The sequence below is a fragment of the Alkalihalobacterium alkalinitrilicum genome (assembly GCF_002019605.1).
Taxonomy (GTDB): domain Bacteria; phylum Bacillota; class Bacilli; order Bacillales; family Bacillaceae_F; genus Alkalihalobacterium; species Alkalihalobacterium alkalinitrilicum.
Map to the genome: position 1 here is coordinate 771,476 of NZ_KV917368.1, position 17,477 is coordinate 788,952.

At 36.2% G+C, this 17,477-nt stretch carries 23 protein-coding genes and 1 pseudogene; 17 read left to right on the forward strand and 7 right to left on the reverse strand.

Features of this window, described 5'->3' with window-relative positions; all coding sequences use genetic code 11:
* Positions 1 to 95: 95 nt before the first annotated feature.
* Positions 96 to 230 (reverse strand): annotated as a pseudogene (locus BK574_RS03680) (DUF2200 family protein); the annotation flags it as partial.
* Between the two features lie 98 nt (positions 231 to 328).
* Positions 329 to 1,225 (reverse strand): macrolide 2'-phosphotransferase, encoded by an 897-nt coding sequence (locus tag BK574_RS03685; RefSeq protein ID WP_078427558.1) that lies wholly within the window; start codon positions 1,223 to 1,225, stop codon positions 329 to 331.
* 897 nt (positions 1,226 to 2,122) lie between these two features.
* Here BK574_RS03685 and BK574_RS03690 point away from each other — a divergent pair.
* Both BK574_RS03690 and BK574_RS03695 read left to right on the forward strand, forming a co-directional pair.
* Entirely contained in the window at positions 2,123 to 2,392 is a 270-nt protein-coding gene (locus tag BK574_RS03690) for an AbrB/MazE/SpoVT family DNA-binding domain-containing protein (protein ID WP_078427559.1), read from the forward strand.
* Positions 2,385 to 2,795: a PIN domain-containing protein gene (locus BK574_RS03695; protein WP_078427560.1), complete on the forward strand. Its 411-nt coding sequence runs from the start codon at positions 2,385 to 2,387 to the stop codon at positions 2,793 to 2,795. The genes BK574_RS03690 and BK574_RS03695 overlap by 8 nt, the downstream gene beginning before the upstream one ends.
* On the opposite strand, the gene BK574_RS03700 is transcribed toward BK574_RS03695, so the two are convergent.
* Positions 2,787 to 3,014 carry an MATE family efflux transporter gene (locus BK574_RS03700; RefSeq protein WP_238457940.1) on the reverse strand — a complete coding sequence of 76 codons (228 nt, stop codon included), beginning with the start codon at positions 3,012 to 3,014 and terminating at the stop codon, positions 2,787 to 2,789. The two genes, BK574_RS03695 and BK574_RS03700, sit on opposite strands and share 9 nt — an antisense overlap.
* A 602-nt stretch (positions 3,015 to 3,616) precedes the next feature.
* Here BK574_RS03700 and BK574_RS03705 point away from each other — a divergent pair.
* Both BK574_RS03705 and BK574_RS03710 read left to right on the forward strand, forming a co-directional pair.
* Positions 3,617 to 5,002, forward strand: a complete 1,386-nt coding sequence (locus tag BK574_RS03705; protein WP_078427561.1) for a M14 family zinc carboxypeptidase — start codon at positions 3,617 to 3,619, stop codon at positions 5,000 to 5,002.
* Between the two features lie 404 nt (positions 5,003 to 5,406).
* The gene (locus BK574_RS03710; RefSeq protein ID WP_078427562.1) at positions 5,407 to 5,679 is read left to right on the forward strand and encodes an anti sigma factor C-terminal domain-containing protein; all 273 of its coding nucleotides are present in this window, start codon (positions 5,407 to 5,409) and stop codon (positions 5,677 to 5,679) included.
* A gap of 170 nt (positions 5,680 to 5,849) precedes the next feature.
* Here BK574_RS03710 and arr read toward each other — a convergent pair whose 3' ends face one another.
* Together arr and BK574_RS03720 are read right to left on the reverse strand one after the other, a co-directional pair.
* Positions 5,850 to 6,266: an NAD(+)--rifampin ADP-ribosyltransferase gene (gene arr, locus BK574_RS03715; RefSeq protein WP_078427563.1), complete on the reverse strand. Its 417-nt coding sequence runs from the start codon at positions 6,264 to 6,266 to the stop codon at positions 5,850 to 5,852.
* 285 nt (positions 6,267 to 6,551) lie between these two features.
* Positions 6,552 to 7,037 (reverse strand): DUF6022 family protein, encoded by a 486-nt coding sequence (locus BK574_RS03720; RefSeq protein ID WP_142247885.1) that lies wholly within the window; start codon positions 7,035 to 7,037, stop codon positions 6,552 to 6,554.
* Between the two features lie 138 nt (positions 7,038 to 7,175).
* Between BK574_RS03720 and BK574_RS03725 the strand changes: the two genes are divergently transcribed.
* Together BK574_RS03725 and BK574_RS27315 are read left to right on the forward strand one after the other, a co-directional pair.
* The gene (locus BK574_RS03725; RefSeq protein ID WP_078427564.1) at positions 7,176 to 7,859 is read left to right on the forward strand and encodes a MerR family DNA-binding transcriptional regulator; all 684 of its coding nucleotides are present in this window, start codon (positions 7,176 to 7,178) and stop codon (positions 7,857 to 7,859) included.
* 19 nt (positions 7,860 to 7,878) lie between these two features.
* Entirely contained in the window at positions 7,879 to 8,280 is a 402-nt protein-coding gene (locus BK574_RS27315; protein WP_218970535.1) for a hypothetical protein, read from the forward strand.
* Positions 8,281 to 8,891: 611 nt separating this feature from the next.
* Here BK574_RS27315 and BK574_RS03740 read toward each other — a convergent pair.
* Entirely contained in the window at positions 8,892 to 9,281 is a 390-nt protein-coding gene (locus tag BK574_RS03740) for a YusW family protein (RefSeq protein ID WP_078427567.1), read from the reverse strand.
* 87 nt (positions 9,282 to 9,368) lie between these two features.
* Here BK574_RS03740 and BK574_RS28210 point away from each other — a divergent pair, with 87 nt between their 5' ends.
* The 9 genes from BK574_RS28210 to BK574_RS03780 all read left to right on the forward strand — a co-directional run bounded on the left by BK574_RS28210 (position 9,369) and on the right by BK574_RS03780 (position 14,799).
* The gene (locus BK574_RS28210) at positions 9,369 to 9,542 is read left to right on the forward strand and encodes a hypothetical protein (RefSeq protein ID WP_238457941.1); all 174 of its coding nucleotides are present in this window, start codon (positions 9,369 to 9,371) and stop codon (positions 9,540 to 9,542) included.
* Positions 9,542 to 9,760: a zeta toxin family protein gene (locus BK574_RS03745; RefSeq protein WP_238458109.1), complete on the forward strand. Its 219-nt coding sequence runs from the start codon at positions 9,542 to 9,544 to the stop codon at positions 9,758 to 9,760. Before BK574_RS28210 ends, BK574_RS03745 begins: the two co-directional genes overlap by 1 nt.
* A 130-nt stretch (positions 9,761 to 9,890) precedes the next feature.
* A complete protein-coding gene (locus BK574_RS03750) occupies positions 9,891 to 10,262 on the forward strand; it encodes a histidine phosphatase family protein (protein ID WP_078427569.1) in 372 nt (123 codons plus the stop codon).
* A 408-nt stretch (positions 10,263 to 10,670) separates the two neighbouring features.
* Positions 10,671 to 11,123, forward strand: coding sequence for a YaiI/YqxD family protein (locus tag BK574_RS03755; RefSeq protein WP_075387344.1), 453 nt, complete (start codon positions 10,671 to 10,673; stop codon positions 11,121 to 11,123).
* 29 nt (positions 11,124 to 11,152) lie between these two features.
* A complete protein-coding gene (locus BK574_RS03760; RefSeq protein WP_078427570.1) occupies positions 11,153 to 11,344 on the forward strand; it encodes a hypothetical protein in 192 nt (63 codons plus the stop codon).
* A 302-nt stretch (positions 11,345 to 11,646) separates the two neighbouring features.
* Positions 11,647 to 12,123 (forward strand): GNAT family N-acetyltransferase, encoded by a 477-nt coding sequence (locus BK574_RS03765; protein ID WP_238458110.1) that lies wholly within the window; start codon positions 11,647 to 11,649, stop codon positions 12,121 to 12,123.
* A gap of 562 nt (positions 12,124 to 12,685) precedes the next feature.
* Entirely contained in the window at positions 12,686 to 13,111 is a 426-nt protein-coding gene (locus BK574_RS03770) for a PH domain-containing protein (protein WP_078427572.1), read from the forward strand.
* Positions 13,112 to 13,310: 199 nt separating this feature from the next.
* Positions 13,311 to 14,267, forward strand: a complete 957-nt coding sequence (locus tag BK574_RS03775) for an alpha/beta hydrolase (protein WP_142247887.1) — start codon at positions 13,311 to 13,313, stop codon at positions 14,265 to 14,267.
* A gap of 4 nt (positions 14,268 to 14,271) precedes the next feature.
* Complete coding sequence (locus BK574_RS03780; RefSeq protein ID WP_078427573.1) at positions 14,272 to 14,799, forward strand: helix-turn-helix domain-containing protein; 528 nt, start codon at positions 14,272 to 14,274, stop codon at positions 14,797 to 14,799.
* A gap of 264 nt (positions 14,800 to 15,063) precedes the next feature.
* Here BK574_RS03780 and BK574_RS03785 read toward each other — a convergent pair whose 3' ends face one another.
* The gene (locus tag BK574_RS03785; RefSeq protein WP_078427574.1) at positions 15,064 to 15,918 is read right to left on the reverse strand and encodes a hypothetical protein; all 855 of its coding nucleotides are present in this window, start codon (positions 15,916 to 15,918) and stop codon (positions 15,064 to 15,066) included.
* 631 nt (positions 15,919 to 16,549) lie between these two features.
* On the opposite strand from BK574_RS03785, the gene BK574_RS03790 reads away from it, so the two are divergent.
* Both BK574_RS03790 and gerQ read left to right on the forward strand, forming a co-directional pair.
* Positions 16,550 to 16,972 carry a cell wall hydrolase gene (locus BK574_RS03790; protein ID WP_274379454.1) on the forward strand — a complete coding sequence of 141 codons (423 nt, stop codon included), beginning with the start codon at positions 16,550 to 16,552 and terminating at the stop codon, positions 16,970 to 16,972.
* Positions 16,973 to 17,001: 29 nt separating this feature from the next.
* The gene (gene gerQ / locus BK574_RS03795; protein WP_078427576.1) at positions 17,002 to 17,460 is read left to right on the forward strand and encodes a spore coat protein GerQ; all 459 of its coding nucleotides are present in this window, start codon (positions 17,002 to 17,004) and stop codon (positions 17,458 to 17,460) included.
* Positions 17,461 to 17,477 lie beyond the last annotated feature (17 nt).

The window sequence follows — 17,477 nt, forward strand, 5'->3', positions numbered from 1 at the left end:
TCGTTCGTTTATCGATTCAACAAAAAAACACCGACTTTATAAGCGGAATCGGTGTTTCTTCATTTTTCATTATTTCCGCAAAATCTTCTCTAGTGCTTTTCCAGTTGTGCTTGGAACTCTTCTTGACTATATCCTGTCAACCAACGGATGATTTCATCGACTTCTGACTTCGTACGTCCTTTTCTCTCCGCGTTCGTAACATAATGGGGATAGACACTTGCGAAACTCATTGTATAGATCTAATGTTTAGCTATGATACATCATCCCTTATATGGTTTTCTTTCTAATAGTACGAAATATATTCGACTTCCAACGAAGTAATCGTCATTTAACTTTCACTTGCAAGCATGTGTGCAGCTGCCTCATGCATGTCTTTCAATCCTGAAACTTGAGCGTATTCGGCAACAGTGATGCCGCTCGTTGTAAGAAGTTCAACAATATGCTCAGCCATTCTTGACCAAGTTTTACCTCCGGCATTATCATAAGCGTCGATTAACTTATTCAGTCCATCTTTACCGAAAAGTAGATGATGCGACATGAAATCTACTGACACATCAGCTATCCCTACTTCTGTCCAATCAATTAAACCAGTTACATGATTGTTCTTATCAATAAGGATATGACCCGGATGTAGGTCTCCATGTTTTACCCCGATATGAGACGGCCAAAGAGAGTCTTCAGCTAACCATGCTTGCCAGCGGTCCCATAAATTTTGATTGACATCATATTTTTCTTTCACACGTTCCATTCGCAGTTTCATGGAGGCTCTTAACTCATTCGCACTAAGAATTTCAACACCAATATTCTTGAATTTTTGCTGAGGTAATGAGTGCAATTCTGCTAGAGCTTTTCCTAAGGATTGATAATATTCAGTTGGTACATTGCTTTCATCCAGAATCCATACATAGCCTTGCTGTTCAACGTCAATAGTAGCGGCAGGAACTCCACTTAGTTGCTTATAGGCAATTAGTTCGTCTGAGAAGATAGACCAATTGGGAACCTGGAAGCTTGCATAAATATTAATGATATCTAACGCTTTTTTCTCTTGTAGGGCATGTCTCATCGATTCTGGTCTACGTGGAAATCTTAGTATCCATTTATCTCCATTTTGATCTTTAGCATGTGCGACTCGAAAATCAACACCAGACTCATTGATTTTTATCGTGTCTTCTAAGAGATCTAGTCCTTTATTTTTTGCTAATTGTTTAACTTTAAGTGTATTCATGTTCATTTCCTCCAAATGTTATTTTATTGTTGTCATCGAAAGGCAAAAAAGCCGCCATTATAATCAGTTTTAATCTTTTTTCTTGTATCTCAATATGATCTGTCAAACTTTGAATATCTCAAGGTCATGGTAACTTATAATACGATACCTCATCATTCAAAAGAAATGATTCCAAAGTATTTCATTTTGTGGGTTTAAAGGGATGTAATCATAAAAAAACCTCAGACTGGCTACTGTCTGTGGTGAGAGTAAACTATGGCTTACAAATAAACGTCTACCTTTGTATGAAAAAAAGACATACAAAAAAGACAGATGTATATCTGCCTATCTTCACGTAAAAAAGTGTATATTTTCCCGTTGAAGGTTATTAAAAATGTGCAGACTACTCCCGTTTACTCTGTTTTATGAAAACAGAGCCTTTGAACATATTAAGTTACTTGTTGTCCAAAGTTTGCTGGCGTAATCTTCCTGCATGCATCATTTTTAATAACCCTCCTTTCAATAATGTACAATACTATACTTTATTTTTAAGTGAATATCAATAAAGAATCACATAAAAGTAATATCCAAAAAAAATACATATTAATGAAGGTTAGCATGGTTATTGAGGGTTAAATTTTGCTGAAAAAAGTTAACCAGTCCACTTAAGTAATTCAGTTTTGGAGTACAATTTTCAAATTCGTACCTCTTGATTGAACTACTTTTCTCGTTTGAATTCGCATTTAAAGTCACATTTTAATTCATAAGTGATATCACACATTTTTTTCAAATAAAACTATAATTACATTTAGCAATATAATGAACAATAGTTTCATATTATTCAGTTAATTTGCAAAATATTTTAGTAATACTTATAATGATAGTAATACTAGAAATAAAGTAAGAGGTGAAGTTGAAATGGAATTAGTTAGTGGGAAGATGACGAGTAAAGGACAAATAACAATACCAAAAGAACTTAGAGAAAAATTAGGTTTAAGTGAGGGTGACCAATTTAAATTTTTAATAGAAAACGATGAAGTAAGGATAGAACCGGTTAAGAAAAAATTATTAAGTCAAGCAATTGGCAGAATTACTTATAAAGAGGAAATTGATATTGAAAAAATGAGAAAAGTTGCTCACGAAGAAGCGTCTAAACATATTCTATCAGAGGGATTTGAACATGAATAAATTTCTAGTTGATACAAATGTTCTTATACGAATGCTAGTTAATGATGATCCAATTAAATTTGATACGATCGTGAAGCTTGTAGAGAAGGTTGAAAAAAGTGAATTAATTTTAGTAATCCCTACTGTCGTAATCGCTGAATCTTGTTGGTTGCTAAAGTCTTTCTATAAATTGGATAAACCAAAGATAACTGAATATTTATTAGATATAATTGAATCTGAAAATGTTGAAGTAGAAGAAGATAATGTAATTATTGCACTTAAAATGTATTCGGAAAAGAATGTTGATTTTGCTGATGCCTTACTATCGAGAAAAACTAATAGTAAACTTGCTGTTTTAACTTGGGAAAAAAAAGATTTTAAAAAGTTGGAATGCGAATATTATATTCCAGAAGAATTATTGTAGTTGCAAAGTACAACGATACTGGTAAAAGAATATCAGTGCATAAATAGGCATGAAAATATTAACTGCTGCCAACGCCGTAGCATTTACATAACGTGCTACAAAAATGCCATCCACCATCGTGTATGTGGATATAAAAATCATGACGCTAATGGTTGGCGCAGCGTAGGCCAGCAAAGATTTCATTGTATGTTCTTTTTCGATTTCTTTTGAAAAATCCATATGAGACCCTCTACTATAAATGTAACTTCAATACCCGTATCTTAAAGTATGGAGTTACTCTAGAGTCAAGGGTGAATAACAAAAATATGATGTTGAACTATTTACTCAAAAAAGCAATGCTCATATTAAAGCATCGCCTAGGTTATTTGGAGCGTAAATTGAAAATCGGTATTATCTAGTTAAGAATAAAAGGTAGCAAGATAACCTCCAAATGAAAAATGCTGATGACTATGCGTTTTTTGGAGAAGACTACAATATTAATTGGGAACAAGAATAACTCGGCGCAATACTAAAGTATATTAAAAAACACACAATGAGTGCTGTTACAAGATGTAATTGTATTTCTTTTTAAAGTATAGATGTTAATGTGTATTAAGAAAAATCTTGCTACGCAGTACCACAATACTGGCAATACATAACCACTAAGAGACGATTGTGCTAAAAGTAATCGTCTTTTTCTGACTCAAAGGCTAAAGGCTATAGAAAATAACGAAAATCCCCAAATTCATTTGTATTTTGGGTATCTGAATGGGTAATCCATAGGTAACCAATAAAAACTAAGAAGTGTTATTGATCAAACTCGCCGGAAAGGATTCGATTACATGAATTTTCAACCTGTTATTGACAATGTTCCAGATTACAAAGAGTTTCTCACTGTGGAAGAAATGGATAAAAGTTGCTGGAAACTTGCAGAGGAGTATCCAGATATTGTTAGCGTTTTTGAAGCAGGTAAATCACGAGAGGGCCATGCCATTCTGTGTATGAAAATTGGTGATGGGCCGAAAGATGCACTGTGCTTTGCCTGTCCACACCCTAATGAACCAATTGGTGCGATGACACTGGAATATTTTTCTCGAATTTTAGCAGAGAATGATGAACTTCGAGAAGGATTAGGCTTTACTTGGTACATGATTAAATGTATTGATCCAGATGGTGTTCGTTTAAATGAAGATTGGTTCAAAGGACCATTTAATTTGTATAATTACTCGAGAAATTATTTTCGGCCAATCGGCTATGAACAGGTGGAATGGACATTTCCCATTGATTATAAAGAACTTCATTTTCATAAACCCCTCCCTGAAACGGAAACGTTAATGAAGTTAATCCAAGATACAAAACCAGACTTTATGTATTCTCTTCATAATGCAGGATTTGGGGGAACGTATTGGTACTTAACCCATGACCTTCCAGAGCTGTATGAGGAGTTACGGAAGGTGGCTATTAAACAAGACATCCCATTAAACTTAGGGGAGCCAGAGGAGCCGTTTATCACGAAATTTTCACCAGCTATCTTTAAAAATATGACGATAGGTGACGCGTATGACTTCACAGAGAAATACACAGGGGAGATACCAAACTTTAAAAATGGTACCTCCAGTTCCGACTATGCATCGAGGGTAACAGACTGCGTTACCTTGCTTACTGAGCTTCCTTATTTTTTTGATCCGCGAATTGAAGATTTGGGTGAAGGTGAAATGACGCGGAAAGAAGCAATTATGCAAAATATTAAACAGTCACGAGAGCACTTTGCACGTTTAGATAAAATTCTTGCGGAAGTTCGGTCTTATATTAGTGAACAGAATCCATTTGTCAAACTTGTAGACGAAGTGATCCAGTATCATAAAGATGGTAGTGAAGCCAAAATCAAGTGGGCGGATAGTAATCCTGAATTTGAAAAACGCGCTACTTACGCAGAGATTTTTGATAATTTACAAGTATCTAAGTTTTACAATGGCTTGTACTTAGGTTTGACTGTTCGAACGCTTGAATATGAAATGGAAAGGTTTCAGAGACAAACAAATAGAGAGGAACCTGTAGCAGTAAAAATCCTTAAGGATACCTACGAAAAAGAGGAACAGTTTTTAAAGGATTACTGCGAAAACCTTGAAAGTGAGCTTAACTACACGTGGATTCCAATACAAAAGCTCGTCCGTATTCAAGTAGAGAGTGGTTTGCTGGTGGCAAATTACATTCGTGAGAATCGATAAAAAAGCTTGGGATTTATTTTTTCCTTAGTTAAGTAATTCCTACTTCATAGACTTATCTTTAGTAACTTCCTGTTTTTTACTTATGCTCCCATAAGCTTCTAATATATAAAAGTTTGATTTAGCTATGAAAGGAGGATATGAAAAATAAAAGAAATGTTAGGGAGTGAGAGTAATGTCCTTCGACATTTTCATTATTGTGGTTTTTTTCATTACAATTCATTTGTTAGCAAATAAAATCATTCCTTCTGAACAATTTAAACGTTTACGATGGTTGTCTTTCAATTAGAGCATTTTATCATCTAGATAAATATTTAAAAGAACGAAAACGTGAACAGAATAAAAAATAGCTAATCAAGTAAACACGTTTCAACGAAGCGAAGGAATATGATTGGTCTGCAACATTTATTAGAGAGCATGAGGCTTTAGGGTTTTCCACCAATACATCGTATAATTCAAATTCTGACTTAAATTATGAATTTGGTAATTTTCTCAAATTACTTCAAACTAGTATTTCAAATGAACATAAGAATGCATACATGAACATTAAAGATAAAAAAATAGAAGAAATAGAAATATTAGGAGTAGTTGTTTATGGAACTAGGGATCAAATATTGGAGATAATGAACGCACCAATAATTAAATCTGCTTCCTTAGGGGGAATTATTGATAACTATTAGACTCTAGTTATGCATTAACGGGGGGCGTTAGTGCATAAGCCAAATCAAAAAAATCGGTTCCTAACCGTTGTAAGGAACCGATTTTTTCTATGTTGTAATTTGTGTAACGTTGTAAATCCGCATTTTCCTGACTTTACCCCTTTTAGTCATGACTTTATAGATGTTGAAGATTAATCGTATATTATAGCTTTTCCTTGTTCACGTAATTTTTTTAAAGATGTAAGCATATGATTTATTTCTTCATCGGAATGTCTTTCCCATGAACTTAGTTCAGCTATTATTTTCAAAGGTGATTTAGACCTATAAGAACGTGTTGGGTTTCCAGGAAATTTTTTGTCAGTTAAGTTCGGATCATTTTCAAAATCACCTAATGGTTCTACAATGTATATTCTTTCTTTGGATTTAGATGTTGCTAATTCAGCACCCCATTTAGCCGCATCTAATGTTGCAGTGAAATATATATAGTTCGATTTTTTGTCTTGGTAATTTGATAAGTGTTGCGGTTCTAAAAGATCTCCAATTTTTAGTTCTGCTTTAGTACCATGAAAGAAAGGGCCATTATCTAAGACATCTTGTTTGTCATTCATACTTATACACCTCTTACACTTTTAGATTTGTATATAACAGTATAGGATAGGAGCTTTAGAAAGTATAGTCTATAAACAATTACAATTAGTAGTATAATGGAAGTAGAAGTAGAGAGCATGATATCGAACGAAAATTACCAATTCAAACTTTTTGAATGCTGTGGTTTTATTGACTGATTCTGTTTTGTTTTAAAAAATGTTATTAAACAAACGTGGGTTTAGTTCAACAAACAAATTTGATAATTATAAGCCCGAGGAAACCTTCTTCGGGCTTTTAATTCATTCTTATTTGCTATAGATAGAACGGATCTGAGACCTGATTTCACGTCCATTTGTAGTTTGAAGAGCGAGAAACTTCGGTGGGGCGGGAATGGAGAAACTGACGTGAGAATGTGACATCTCCATCAGAAGTGTACCGATTTCTTCGTGCTGTCTATTTTTTATTGTAAGCCAAAATACTCTCTTTTCGTTCGATGGTGTGCCCCACTGTTCATTTTCAAGGGAATGGCGGAACAGTAGAAAACCAGCAATCACGAAGTCATCCTCTTTTACTTCGGCTGCTGAATGGAAACCGGCATCCTCAACTTGCTGCCAGAAGGGTACGAGCAGCTTTTCTGCGTAAATACCGTACGTTGCATCTTCGTATTCTGGAAACAAGGTTTCAAACTCCTCACGGTTGTCTTCAAGAATTTCCTTCCAGTTTGATACAACATATGCATTCAGTGTTTTCTCAAGTTCAGATATGGTCATGTTCTGGTTAAATAAAGTCATTGGCTTGTCCCCTTTCTTTTTTTATTCACCCTTATCGTACAACCTTAAAGCAAATTTGAAAGTTTGATATAATAAATTCAGAAATTAAGAGTGATTCACAGGGCGAACTTTGCAATGTAAGTGAAGGAGGAAAAGAAAATGGATAAGCTGAGACCTGCCGACATTGCGGCGAAACTGAATGTGAGTACAAATACACTTCGTAACTATGAAGCAAAAGGACTTGTACCTTCGCCAATACGGACAGCAAGTGGATACCGTGTTTACTCGGACATTCATCTTGTCTATTTTTCATGCATTAAATCGTTATCCAATGGTTTTGGAATGGATGTAGCAGTGAAAGTTATGGAAAACATTAGGCATAAGAAAATTGATGAAGCGCTTTGGATTCTTAACGACGAGCTGATTCGTAGAGGAGAGGAAAAGAAATTCGTGATGGAAGCCTTCGAACTAATTGCATACTCGGATAAAAAATCTTGTATCTGGTCGCTAGGGAAAGCCGCAGAAAGAATGAACGTTTCCCGAACAGCCATCAGGTACTGGGATAAAGAAGGGTACATACGGGCTTTCCGGGATCCGGAAAGTGGCTATCGTAATTTAGACAATCTACAATTGGCCAAAATCAGTCTCCTTAAAGCGATGAACCATCGGTTGTATACGGATGAAAATGCCCGGATGAAGGACAGGTTCGAGGGGACAGCGGGAACAGCCGCATGCCATAAACTTGCTGAGGAGGTTCTAACCCTGCTAGGTACCCGAAATAGAAGACAGCTAAAAGCGATGGCCGCTGTAGAAAAACTTTTGGAGGTAATTGAATATGAATAAGTAGATTGCATTGCTCCTAATGAGACGTTTCGTTCTAAGTGATCGTCTTTTCATATTTGACCATTACTGCGCAACCTTGATTTTCGCAAAGGTTCCAGAGCTTGCAGGCTTGCAAACAACGAAGTTAAACACGAAGCAATTCTTGACCGAAGCAAGGGAGGGATGGAGTTATCTCATGGGACAGTCAGCCTTCAAATGGCTATTATTCTTTTCTGCATTTATAAATTTCCTACTTGGGTTCATTAATGTATTACTCCAACCGTTGATCATCGGATTATCATCTGAACAGACACTGGGAGTAGTTTTATCGGTGACTGGGATTGGGATGTTATTTGGAGGCATATTATTTGTCATAGTAACAGCGGCCATCTATCTACAGCCTAAAGTAAGAATATGGAAAAAGACATTCCTGATGCAATAGTAGAGAAAGAAGAACAGACAGTGGAAAAAGAATTGTTAACGGAAACGGTTTAATAACGGGGGATACTTGGGACAGGTTATGAATCATTCGTATTTCGAATGATTCATAACCTGTCCCACTGCTTCCATAAAGGTAATAAAACAATCCGAACATAAGGACAATTTCTAAGAACATAAAATGAAATATGAATCTATGAAGGATGTTATTTTTTTCGATTGCCGGCGGCACCTCCATTGTAATTGATTTCGTAACGTTGGAATCATTGCAGACAAAAACAAACATTAACGAAAGAGAATCAAAGAAAAAATATATTAAGGTTAATTAATTGTTGAGTAGACGTTAAAGTAAATAATGATAACAGAAATATGCATATAAAACTAGTTATTATGGATGAACATGTTTCAGCTTTAGGATTCTATGATTTTTCTTGTTTTGCAGAAAAACATAGCGATGAATTATTAGTCTTTATTCATGATAAAAGCTGGAGTTTAAGTGGACAGAAGAATTTAATTCTATGTGGAATGATACAATTAGGTTTCGCGCCTATAATATTCCAGGGGCATTAATATAATTAAAAAAGGTACCCGTTAAAGAGTACCAAATAAACCGTTTTATCTTTCAATTTCAAGCTTTTGTCCAGTATCAAATTTAACCTCAAGTTCATAATCTGAAACATTGCTTGGGTATACTTTTAACAAAGACAGAGTTTGTGCTTTCAGTGCATTTTTATCAACATCTGGTGTAATACTTAGTTGACTTAATATCTTGTCCACTTCAACTTTAGCGTCTTGTCCATATAACACAGGTTTACCAGGAACTTGGTATTTTGCTTCAAACGTGTTCCCTTTAACTTCATACTCAATATCAAACTTAGTATTGTCCTTTAACTCCACTTCTAACTCAAAGTCCACAATGGTTGGTGCTGCTTGTACCATTCCTATTCCTATGTAAGTAGAAAAAAGAAAAGCAACGATAAATGGTAGTAAGATGGATTTTTTCATGAATATCCCTCCAGTTTTTCATTTTCCAAGTTAATTTCCCCACGTATTTTTAATCTATTCGACTTTTAGAAAGAATGGTGAGGAAAAATGATAGAGACGTTATGGAAAATAATTAGAAGTAGTGAAAATGTTCACACAGCCAATGAAAATATCAGTTCCGTTCGAACAGGATATTCCAAAGAACGAGAACATCTACATATGCAAATTGTAAAAAACTTACATTTCCATGCGCAACTTCAAACCAGCCCATTGCAATACTAATTGGAGGTGGTACAGCTACGGGAAAAACAAAAATGAGGAAAACTTTCATAATGAAAGAAATCAAAAAATTTCCAGATGAGTTTTGTATCGTGGATGCAGATGAAATAAAAGCAGAAATACCAGAGTACCACATGTATCTTAAATCAGACAAAGCGAATGCTGCTTCCCTTGTTCATAAGGAAACTGATTTGAAGTTATCTTTGCCAGGTGATGCATAGGAATGGCTGTGCAATGAGACTCGTATAGGTTAATAATTATGGTTTGTCCCTCTGCATCATTTTGGTCAAAAACTTCGTTGTATAACATAGATTAGCAGTAAAATAAGTCGTGTAAATGGGGGAAGATTGTTTGAGTAGATTATTACTTGATTTTCTTAGAAAAGGTGGATTGATAATCTATGCTAGGCATGGGGAAGCAACCGTTGGAAGAGATTTACCTAATTTAACCTTTCAAAACTGTTTAACCCAAAGAAATCTTTCTGAGAAGGGACGTAGGCAGGCTATTTACTATGGAGAAATTCTTCGATACATACAAATACCAATTAATTTCCCTGTTGCCGCAAGTCCACTTTGTAGAACCATTGAAACAGCACAGCTAGCATTCGGGAGTGGGAATGTTCAAGTAGATCTCTTTTGGGTTGAGGTATATAAGTTAAGTGAAAGTTTACCAAGTGGAGAAAGACAAAGGATACTTAACCGTCTTCAGTCGGCAATTGAATGACCATTTGCCAACACAATTGTATAAAGTATAATATGAGGATAGAAAAATACAGCAAAAGGAAGAACTCTTGTTTATTTTTAAAACAAGGCTGTGTTAAAGATTAGTGTTGATTTTTAGGTACTTCTAGCTGGTGATTGGAACCCAAGTCGTAGACTCCTGCGGGAGAAGCGGGAAACGGAAGACCCCACAGGCGAAACCGAGGAGGCATCCGGCCCGCCCGGCGGCGAAGAACAGGACGTTCAAGTGTCGAGCATGCGACAGGACTTCGCGTTTTGCTCGACCAAGCGGAGACTTGCGCGGAAATCAACAGCGGAGTTTAACAGAGCCAAAAACAAAAGTTACCAGTCCTTTTATAGTTGAAAAGATTAAGTTAAGTAGTAAGTCGAACTTCTTAACAGGAGGACAAAGATGAAAATTTATGTGGATGCAGATGCTTGTCCTGTGAAAGATATTATTATTTCTGAAGCAAGGAAGTTTGAAATTCCGGTAATCCTTGTTACAAGCTTTTCTCATTTTTCTAATGCAGAACAGCCATCAGGAGTCGAAACCATTTATGTTGATTCTGGAGCAGATGCTGCAGATTATCGGATTGTGAAGTTAGTGGAAAAAGGAGATATTATCGTGACGCAAGATTATGGTCTTGCGTCTCTAGGTTTAGCAAAAGGAATTATCGTCCTTCACCATAAAGGATTTAGCTATACAAATGAAAATATTGACCAATTATTACAAACACGTTATTTAAGTGCAATGGCTAGAAAAAGCGGACAGCGAACAAAGGGACCAAAGCCTTTCACAGCAGAAGACCAGGAGCAATTTAGGGATCTTTTTAAACAGGTTATTTCTCGTGAAAAACTAGGCTAAACTTAAGATGCAAAAAGGAGATAAATATTTTGAAGTATATCAAATCGCAAATGCAACAACTAATTAAGGAAAATAAAGAACTGCATACACGCTTTAAAGAACTGAAGGCGGAGCATGGTCTAGAAAAAAACAATGCCCTCAAGGCCTTGTACCATTCAGAAGTTGCGGACGGAGGAAAGTATCAGGCAGCTTATCAAGCACTTAATCAGCCTAAAAAGTAGACGCTTATCTCTTATATATACTTACTAAAATTCGGTGATGGATTAAATTAGTACCCAAAAGATGAAGTAGGTTGCTACACAGTACAACAATACTGTAATGGAATATCACTTTTAAAGGCGGTCACTTCAAAAGTGATCGTCTTTTCATATTTGACCATTACTGCGCAACAAAGTTCTTCATTTTTAAAGGGCTTTGTGAAAGAATATACTTAAGTTAACGACCAGAAGAGTTGAAGAAGGTATCTAAAGACCTCGGAGAATAAATAACATAATCTCATTGGTATTATTTGTATTTTATTGGAGTGGTAAAATTGATCGAATTCCAACCAATTACTCATGAACAATTTGAATCAATGAGGAAAATTGTTAATTCAAATCATGAGTTTAACACATTATCAGAGGGTCATCCCGAACTAACTGATGAAGAGATTCTGAAAATGTACGAATCTGCGAAAAAACAAGGTACGCTTATGAACTTTATTATGGATGGTGGACGTCCCGTTGGAATTATTGATTACCTCATGGAGAATCCATCAGACAAGATGCCATGGCTTGGTTTGCTCATGATACATAGAGACTATCAAGGACAAGGGTATGCCGTTGAAGCACTTAAACAATATGAATGCTTAATGCAGGACCAGGGTAAAAAGAGAGTACGGCTTGGTGTTATCAAGGGGAATAATCGTGCGTTAAATTTTTGGACTAAGCGAGGATTTATTTTTTATGAGGAAAAGCAAGGAAAGAACTGGACAGTGCTGTGTTTTGAAAAAACATTGTAAGCAATCTCTCACATAAGCTTAGCCATACTTCCAGAAGGAGTACGGCTATTCCTTCTTCAACTCCCTCAGTTAGATATTAATTGCTCTCAAATGCTAACGGAGAGCAGTACTTCAATAGACAAACAACATTTCATCGCAAAAGTTATTCTCAATAAAAAGAAAATGGCACTATAATTTTTCTGTATTAAGTTCAATCATTGAAACAATTTCTTCGAATGTATAATTAGGATTTACAATATCAACAGTAAAGTCTTGTTCTTTTTCAATTCCATTGTCCATTTATAATGATTGATTTATTTTCAAGAAAATAATGAAGATCTTGCTTCATTGATCGCTTATTGGTATCCAACGTGGGACCATCAGCACTGCACACTTTTGTTTAATATCATCTTCCAGTTATCGAGAAAGAGTTAGAAGAAAGAGGAATTTCGATTAGACATAGTAATCGTTTATCCCTTGAAGAAGTGATAGAGCATATGATTAGTAGTGGTTAAAGTAAATGAAACTTTATGATGATTGAAACGTAAATGATTATATATCGAAAAACCCGAGGGTGAAGATTATGTATTTTCCATCTAAAAAAGACTTATGGTTAACGTTAATTATTTGGGGAGCGATTCTAGCGATGGTAGTTCCAGCGATTATCGACCAAGAAGTCGTTGGGCTATTCATTGCATTGCCGATTGCATTCTTTATGGGATGGTTATGGTTTGCTACAGGCTACACAATAGAAGATGGTTTTATCAAAATTAAATTTGGCCCATTTCGAAAAACGGTTCACATACAAGATATAAGTAAAATCAACAAAACAAAGAACCCCATTTCTTCACCAGCCTTATCACTTGATCGAATTGAGATTATCTACGGAAAATTTTCGGATATAGTGTTTATTTCTCCAAGAAATGAATGTGAATTTGTTCAATTATTATTACAGGAAAATCCAAATAGCGTTTTGGATGAAAAACTAAAAGATAGGCTAGGGAAGTGAAGCGATGTATAGTCACGTGGCCTGAGGACTTTATTAAAATTACTTTGAAAAAAGCTGCTTTTTTTATGGGGGAAAGATGAATAAATCGGTTTAAAAAATACACAAAATTTTACAGAATACTAAATGACTCATTTTGTATAATGTTATTATTATTGATAATGATAATGTTATATAATGTTGCCCATTAAGGAGGTAATTTATGATGAATAGAAGAGAAGAACGAATTAAGATCGAAGGAAAAGCCTTGTTAGGTGCAACAATATCCTTTCCAGAATCGACTGAACAAAAGGTTCCAGCCGCTTTAATAATTGCAGGGTCTGGCGCAGGTGACCGAGATGGGAACATGCCTAAACTACCACTTAATCTTTATAAAATGATATCAGATGGATTAGCTGAAGCAGGATTTATTTCCCTCCGCTATGATAAAAGAGGTGTCGGAGAAAGTGAAGGGGAATTAAACGTAGCTGGATTATGGGATTTAGTTGATGATGCTGAAAGTGCATTACAGTTTTTAAGAAATAATACTAACGTTGATCAAGAGCAGGTATATGTGTTAGGTCATAGTGAAGGAACAATAATAGCTACGGCTCTTAATGAGAGAGCATCATTAGCAGGGTTAATTCTTATCGCAGGAGCTGCTGATACAGTAGGTGAAGCTACTAGATATCAGCGAGAATTAGCTTATGAAGAATTAAATAATGAGTCAGGAATCAAAGGGTGGCTAATTAAAAAATTAAAAATTACAGATAAAGCGGAAAAGAAAACTCAAAAGATTTTCGATAAGATGTCTACGAGTGACAAAGATGAAATTCGAGTTCAACTTTTTGCCAAGCTACCAGCTAAATGGTTTAGAGAGCATTTCCAATTTGACCTTTATGGTTCAATGGAAAAAATCACTTGTCCTGTCCTTGCAATCAATGGCACTAAAGATATACAAACGAAAGTTGAAAATGTCTATAAAGTACCTGAACTTGTTAATGGGCCATCGGAAATACATGAGGTTGAAGGGATGAATCATATTTTAAGGTATCAAGAAGGTGATGTTTCCATTCAAAAAGTAAAAAGTGCATATCAAGCGCAAGCGAGTGATCCATTACATCCATACTTAATGCAGATCATTACGAATTGGCTCGAGAGTAATCAGGTAGGGAGGTAACAAAGTGGGGAAAGGAGATGTTATCTTACATCCAGTTAGAATGCGAATTATTCAATCATTATTAAAACGGTCATTGACAGTTCAAGAGCTAATGGAGTGGCTTCCTGATATTCCACAAGCTACATTATATAGGCAATTAAAGGTGTTAACAGATAACAATGTGATAAACATTTCAAAGGAGAGGAAGGTTAGAGGTACATTTGAACGAACATATTCATTAAACAGAGATTCTGCTACTTTTTCTACGTCAGAAGCCCATGAATTGAGTAAGGAAGAACATATGAAATATTTCATTACCTATTTTACCAGTCTGATGCAAGGTGTTGAAGAGTATTTAGAGAGTGATGAGTTAGATTTGGAGAAAGATGGGTTTGGTTATTGTCACATTGATTTATTTTTAGATGATGATGAGTTTACAAATTTAAAAAAGGACTTAGTTGCTGTGGTAAAAAGATATTCAGATAACGAACCAAATCGTACAAGGCGTAGAAGGACAGTTGCTACAGTTTTTATTCCTGAAAGGGAAAAATAATGAGATAGTTGGATTGATGCCCGTGCATCTAGACCTCACTAATAATGGTTAGATCTAGGAATACCAATGCTTTTGTATTTTTACATTCGAATAGGTTTCGGTGAAGATTGTACTTAAGCCAATAATAAAGCAGTTAGTAAGGAATGAATATTACGCTCGAAAAATATAAAGAGACGATGGCATGCTCGTTAAAAGGTCTATTAAAATGACAATAGTTAAAACACCGTGCACTGTCCTCATTCCCTCATCTCATAAACAATCACTCTAAACCATCAACCACTGCCCCCACTGCGTCCCCTCATTAACCATCTTCCTTTTCTCAACCGTAAGTAAATTCGCCACTGTCCCATAAAAATATGGCATAAAACTCGTTTGGATCTTCTTCTGTTTATACTGGTAAACGGTTTGTTTGAAAGCATGGACGATCGTTGGGAGAACGGAATCGATCGAAGTTTGTGGTGGGAATTTGGCCGAGCGATAGGCCATTTCGACGCGATCCCATAGTCCGCAAATTTCTGTTGCTCGATTGAAAAAGGGTTTGACGGTCTTTACGAATTGTGATGGCACGTAATCAGGGATAAACGAATGGTCCAGTTCGTTTATGTTAACATGGTCAATTTTTGTTACCTGTTCTTGACGAAGATCTTTATCTTTTAATGTTTTAGTTTCAACTAAAGAAGTTTCCTGTGGCTTTTTTGGCGCATTAGCCTTTGATGGATGCGGGTTTTGGCTGTTTGTAGGCTCCGTCAATTTTTCGTCGTTGGGCGTGTCAAAACGGTTAAAAATATAAACATTATGTGCATATCCACCCGTTTCTCTTACCGTATGGATAATCGTGATGATCCCTAATGATTTTGCTTTCCTGAGCATTCGTTCAAACGTAGAGCGAGAAATACCGCCTTTGATCTCTTGGCAGGCTTGTACTAATTTACAAATTCGAGCATTACAAACACCAAGTACTTTTACACTAAAACGAGTGAGTACATCAAATGCAATTCGTTCACCTTTTGTAAAGTGGTGTCCGTGGATTTCAAGTGCATTTTTATTAGAATGATTAAATTCTTCTAAACTAGCAAACTGGCTATATTGTTTAAATTGTTCAATTTTTCCTGACTTCATTTTATAACCCCCTTAAATGTATCGTTCCTTCAAAATGTATATATAGGGGTGAAGGCGAAAACGTGAGGGCAAATGGAATCTTTTTTATACTATCGAAAAAATTATAAAAATTATCGGAAGAACGTATAAGAAAAAACTGAGGCTTCCACTATAGGACCTGGCGACAAGCCAAGTTTTTTTAATATAAATTCGGCTTGTGATCTCGAGAGTTTTTCTTTTCAAAAAGAGGTGTTCGTATGCGAACTGATTATTGTTATTAAAAGGAAATACACAATGATCGTTTCACCTACTTTAGTCCTTTTCAATTAGTAAAAATAAAAGACTACTGGGAGAGCTTCCATCTACTATTCTGATTTATTTAATCAATTGGTTTTGGAGACGGTTACTAGCGTTGAATAAAACGAATTTTTTATAGTCGATTTCTTTTTGAAATCGTTTTTTTTTGTAGTGAAAATCTAGTGAAAAGGACAAGACTTTTTATTTTTAAGATGCAATTTCTTAGGTTTGGGCGGATAGGCAAGTTACCAAAACGGGCTTTAGGCAATAAGTTAGTGTATAAGCTGAAGGGAGTGAGAAAATGGGTAGGCGAATAAAACATACTGAAAGTGACGTGGAGCATTTAGCAAGACTCATGCTGGCAGAGGCGATTGGTGAGGGAGCCGAAGGGATGGACTTGGTCGGGACGGTTGTGGCCAATCGGGTTGAGGCAGACTGTGAACCAGACTTCAGAAATTTACGCACTATCAGACATGCTATCTATCAAACGATACCAGGAACTGGAATTCCTCACTTCGAGCCTGTTTTAAATGGGGCATTGTATACACAGCGTCCCACAGAGGCAGACCTCCAGAGGGCTAGGAATTTGTTGCAGGGTCATAGGAATCCTCGAGCCCGTATGAATTTGTGGTTTTTTAATCCGAGTCCAGGGCAAGCATACCGTGAGCCTTGTACCGCCACGATGCCTAGATCGCCCATGACACAGTTCGATTTTGCACACAAGAATCATTGCTTCTATGTCGGTGTACCGGGCTACTGCCCAGAGTTTTATAGATGAATTAATTAATATAAGGAGATGAACTTATCATGACTTTTGGAAATTCTAGTTATTATCCAATGAACAATTTTCCTAGTTTTAATCAACCTACCATGATGCCAAGCGGTGCCGCACAACAACCAACCAGCTTCCCAGCGGGTATGCCTTCTGGACCCGCGTATTCTGTGCCAGTGGTTCCGATGGGAACTGGGCAGCTGCTACCGATAGGAAGGGTAGAAGAATCATTTATCGAAAATATCCTGCGTTTCAACAAAGGCAAGGTTGGTACATTCTACTTTACTTACCAAGGGAACACTGAATGGAATGCAATGGTATACCGCGGGCGCGTTGAAACGGCTGGCCGTGACCATATTATCATCAGCGATCCTGCCAGCGGTAAACGCTACCTGCTGTTGATGGCAAATCTCGACTGGGTAGAATTCGATGAACGAATTAACTATCCTCGCATGGAAATAAGTCCAGATGTAACCTTGGACGTATCCGAGTAATGTTTTAGAACGCAAAA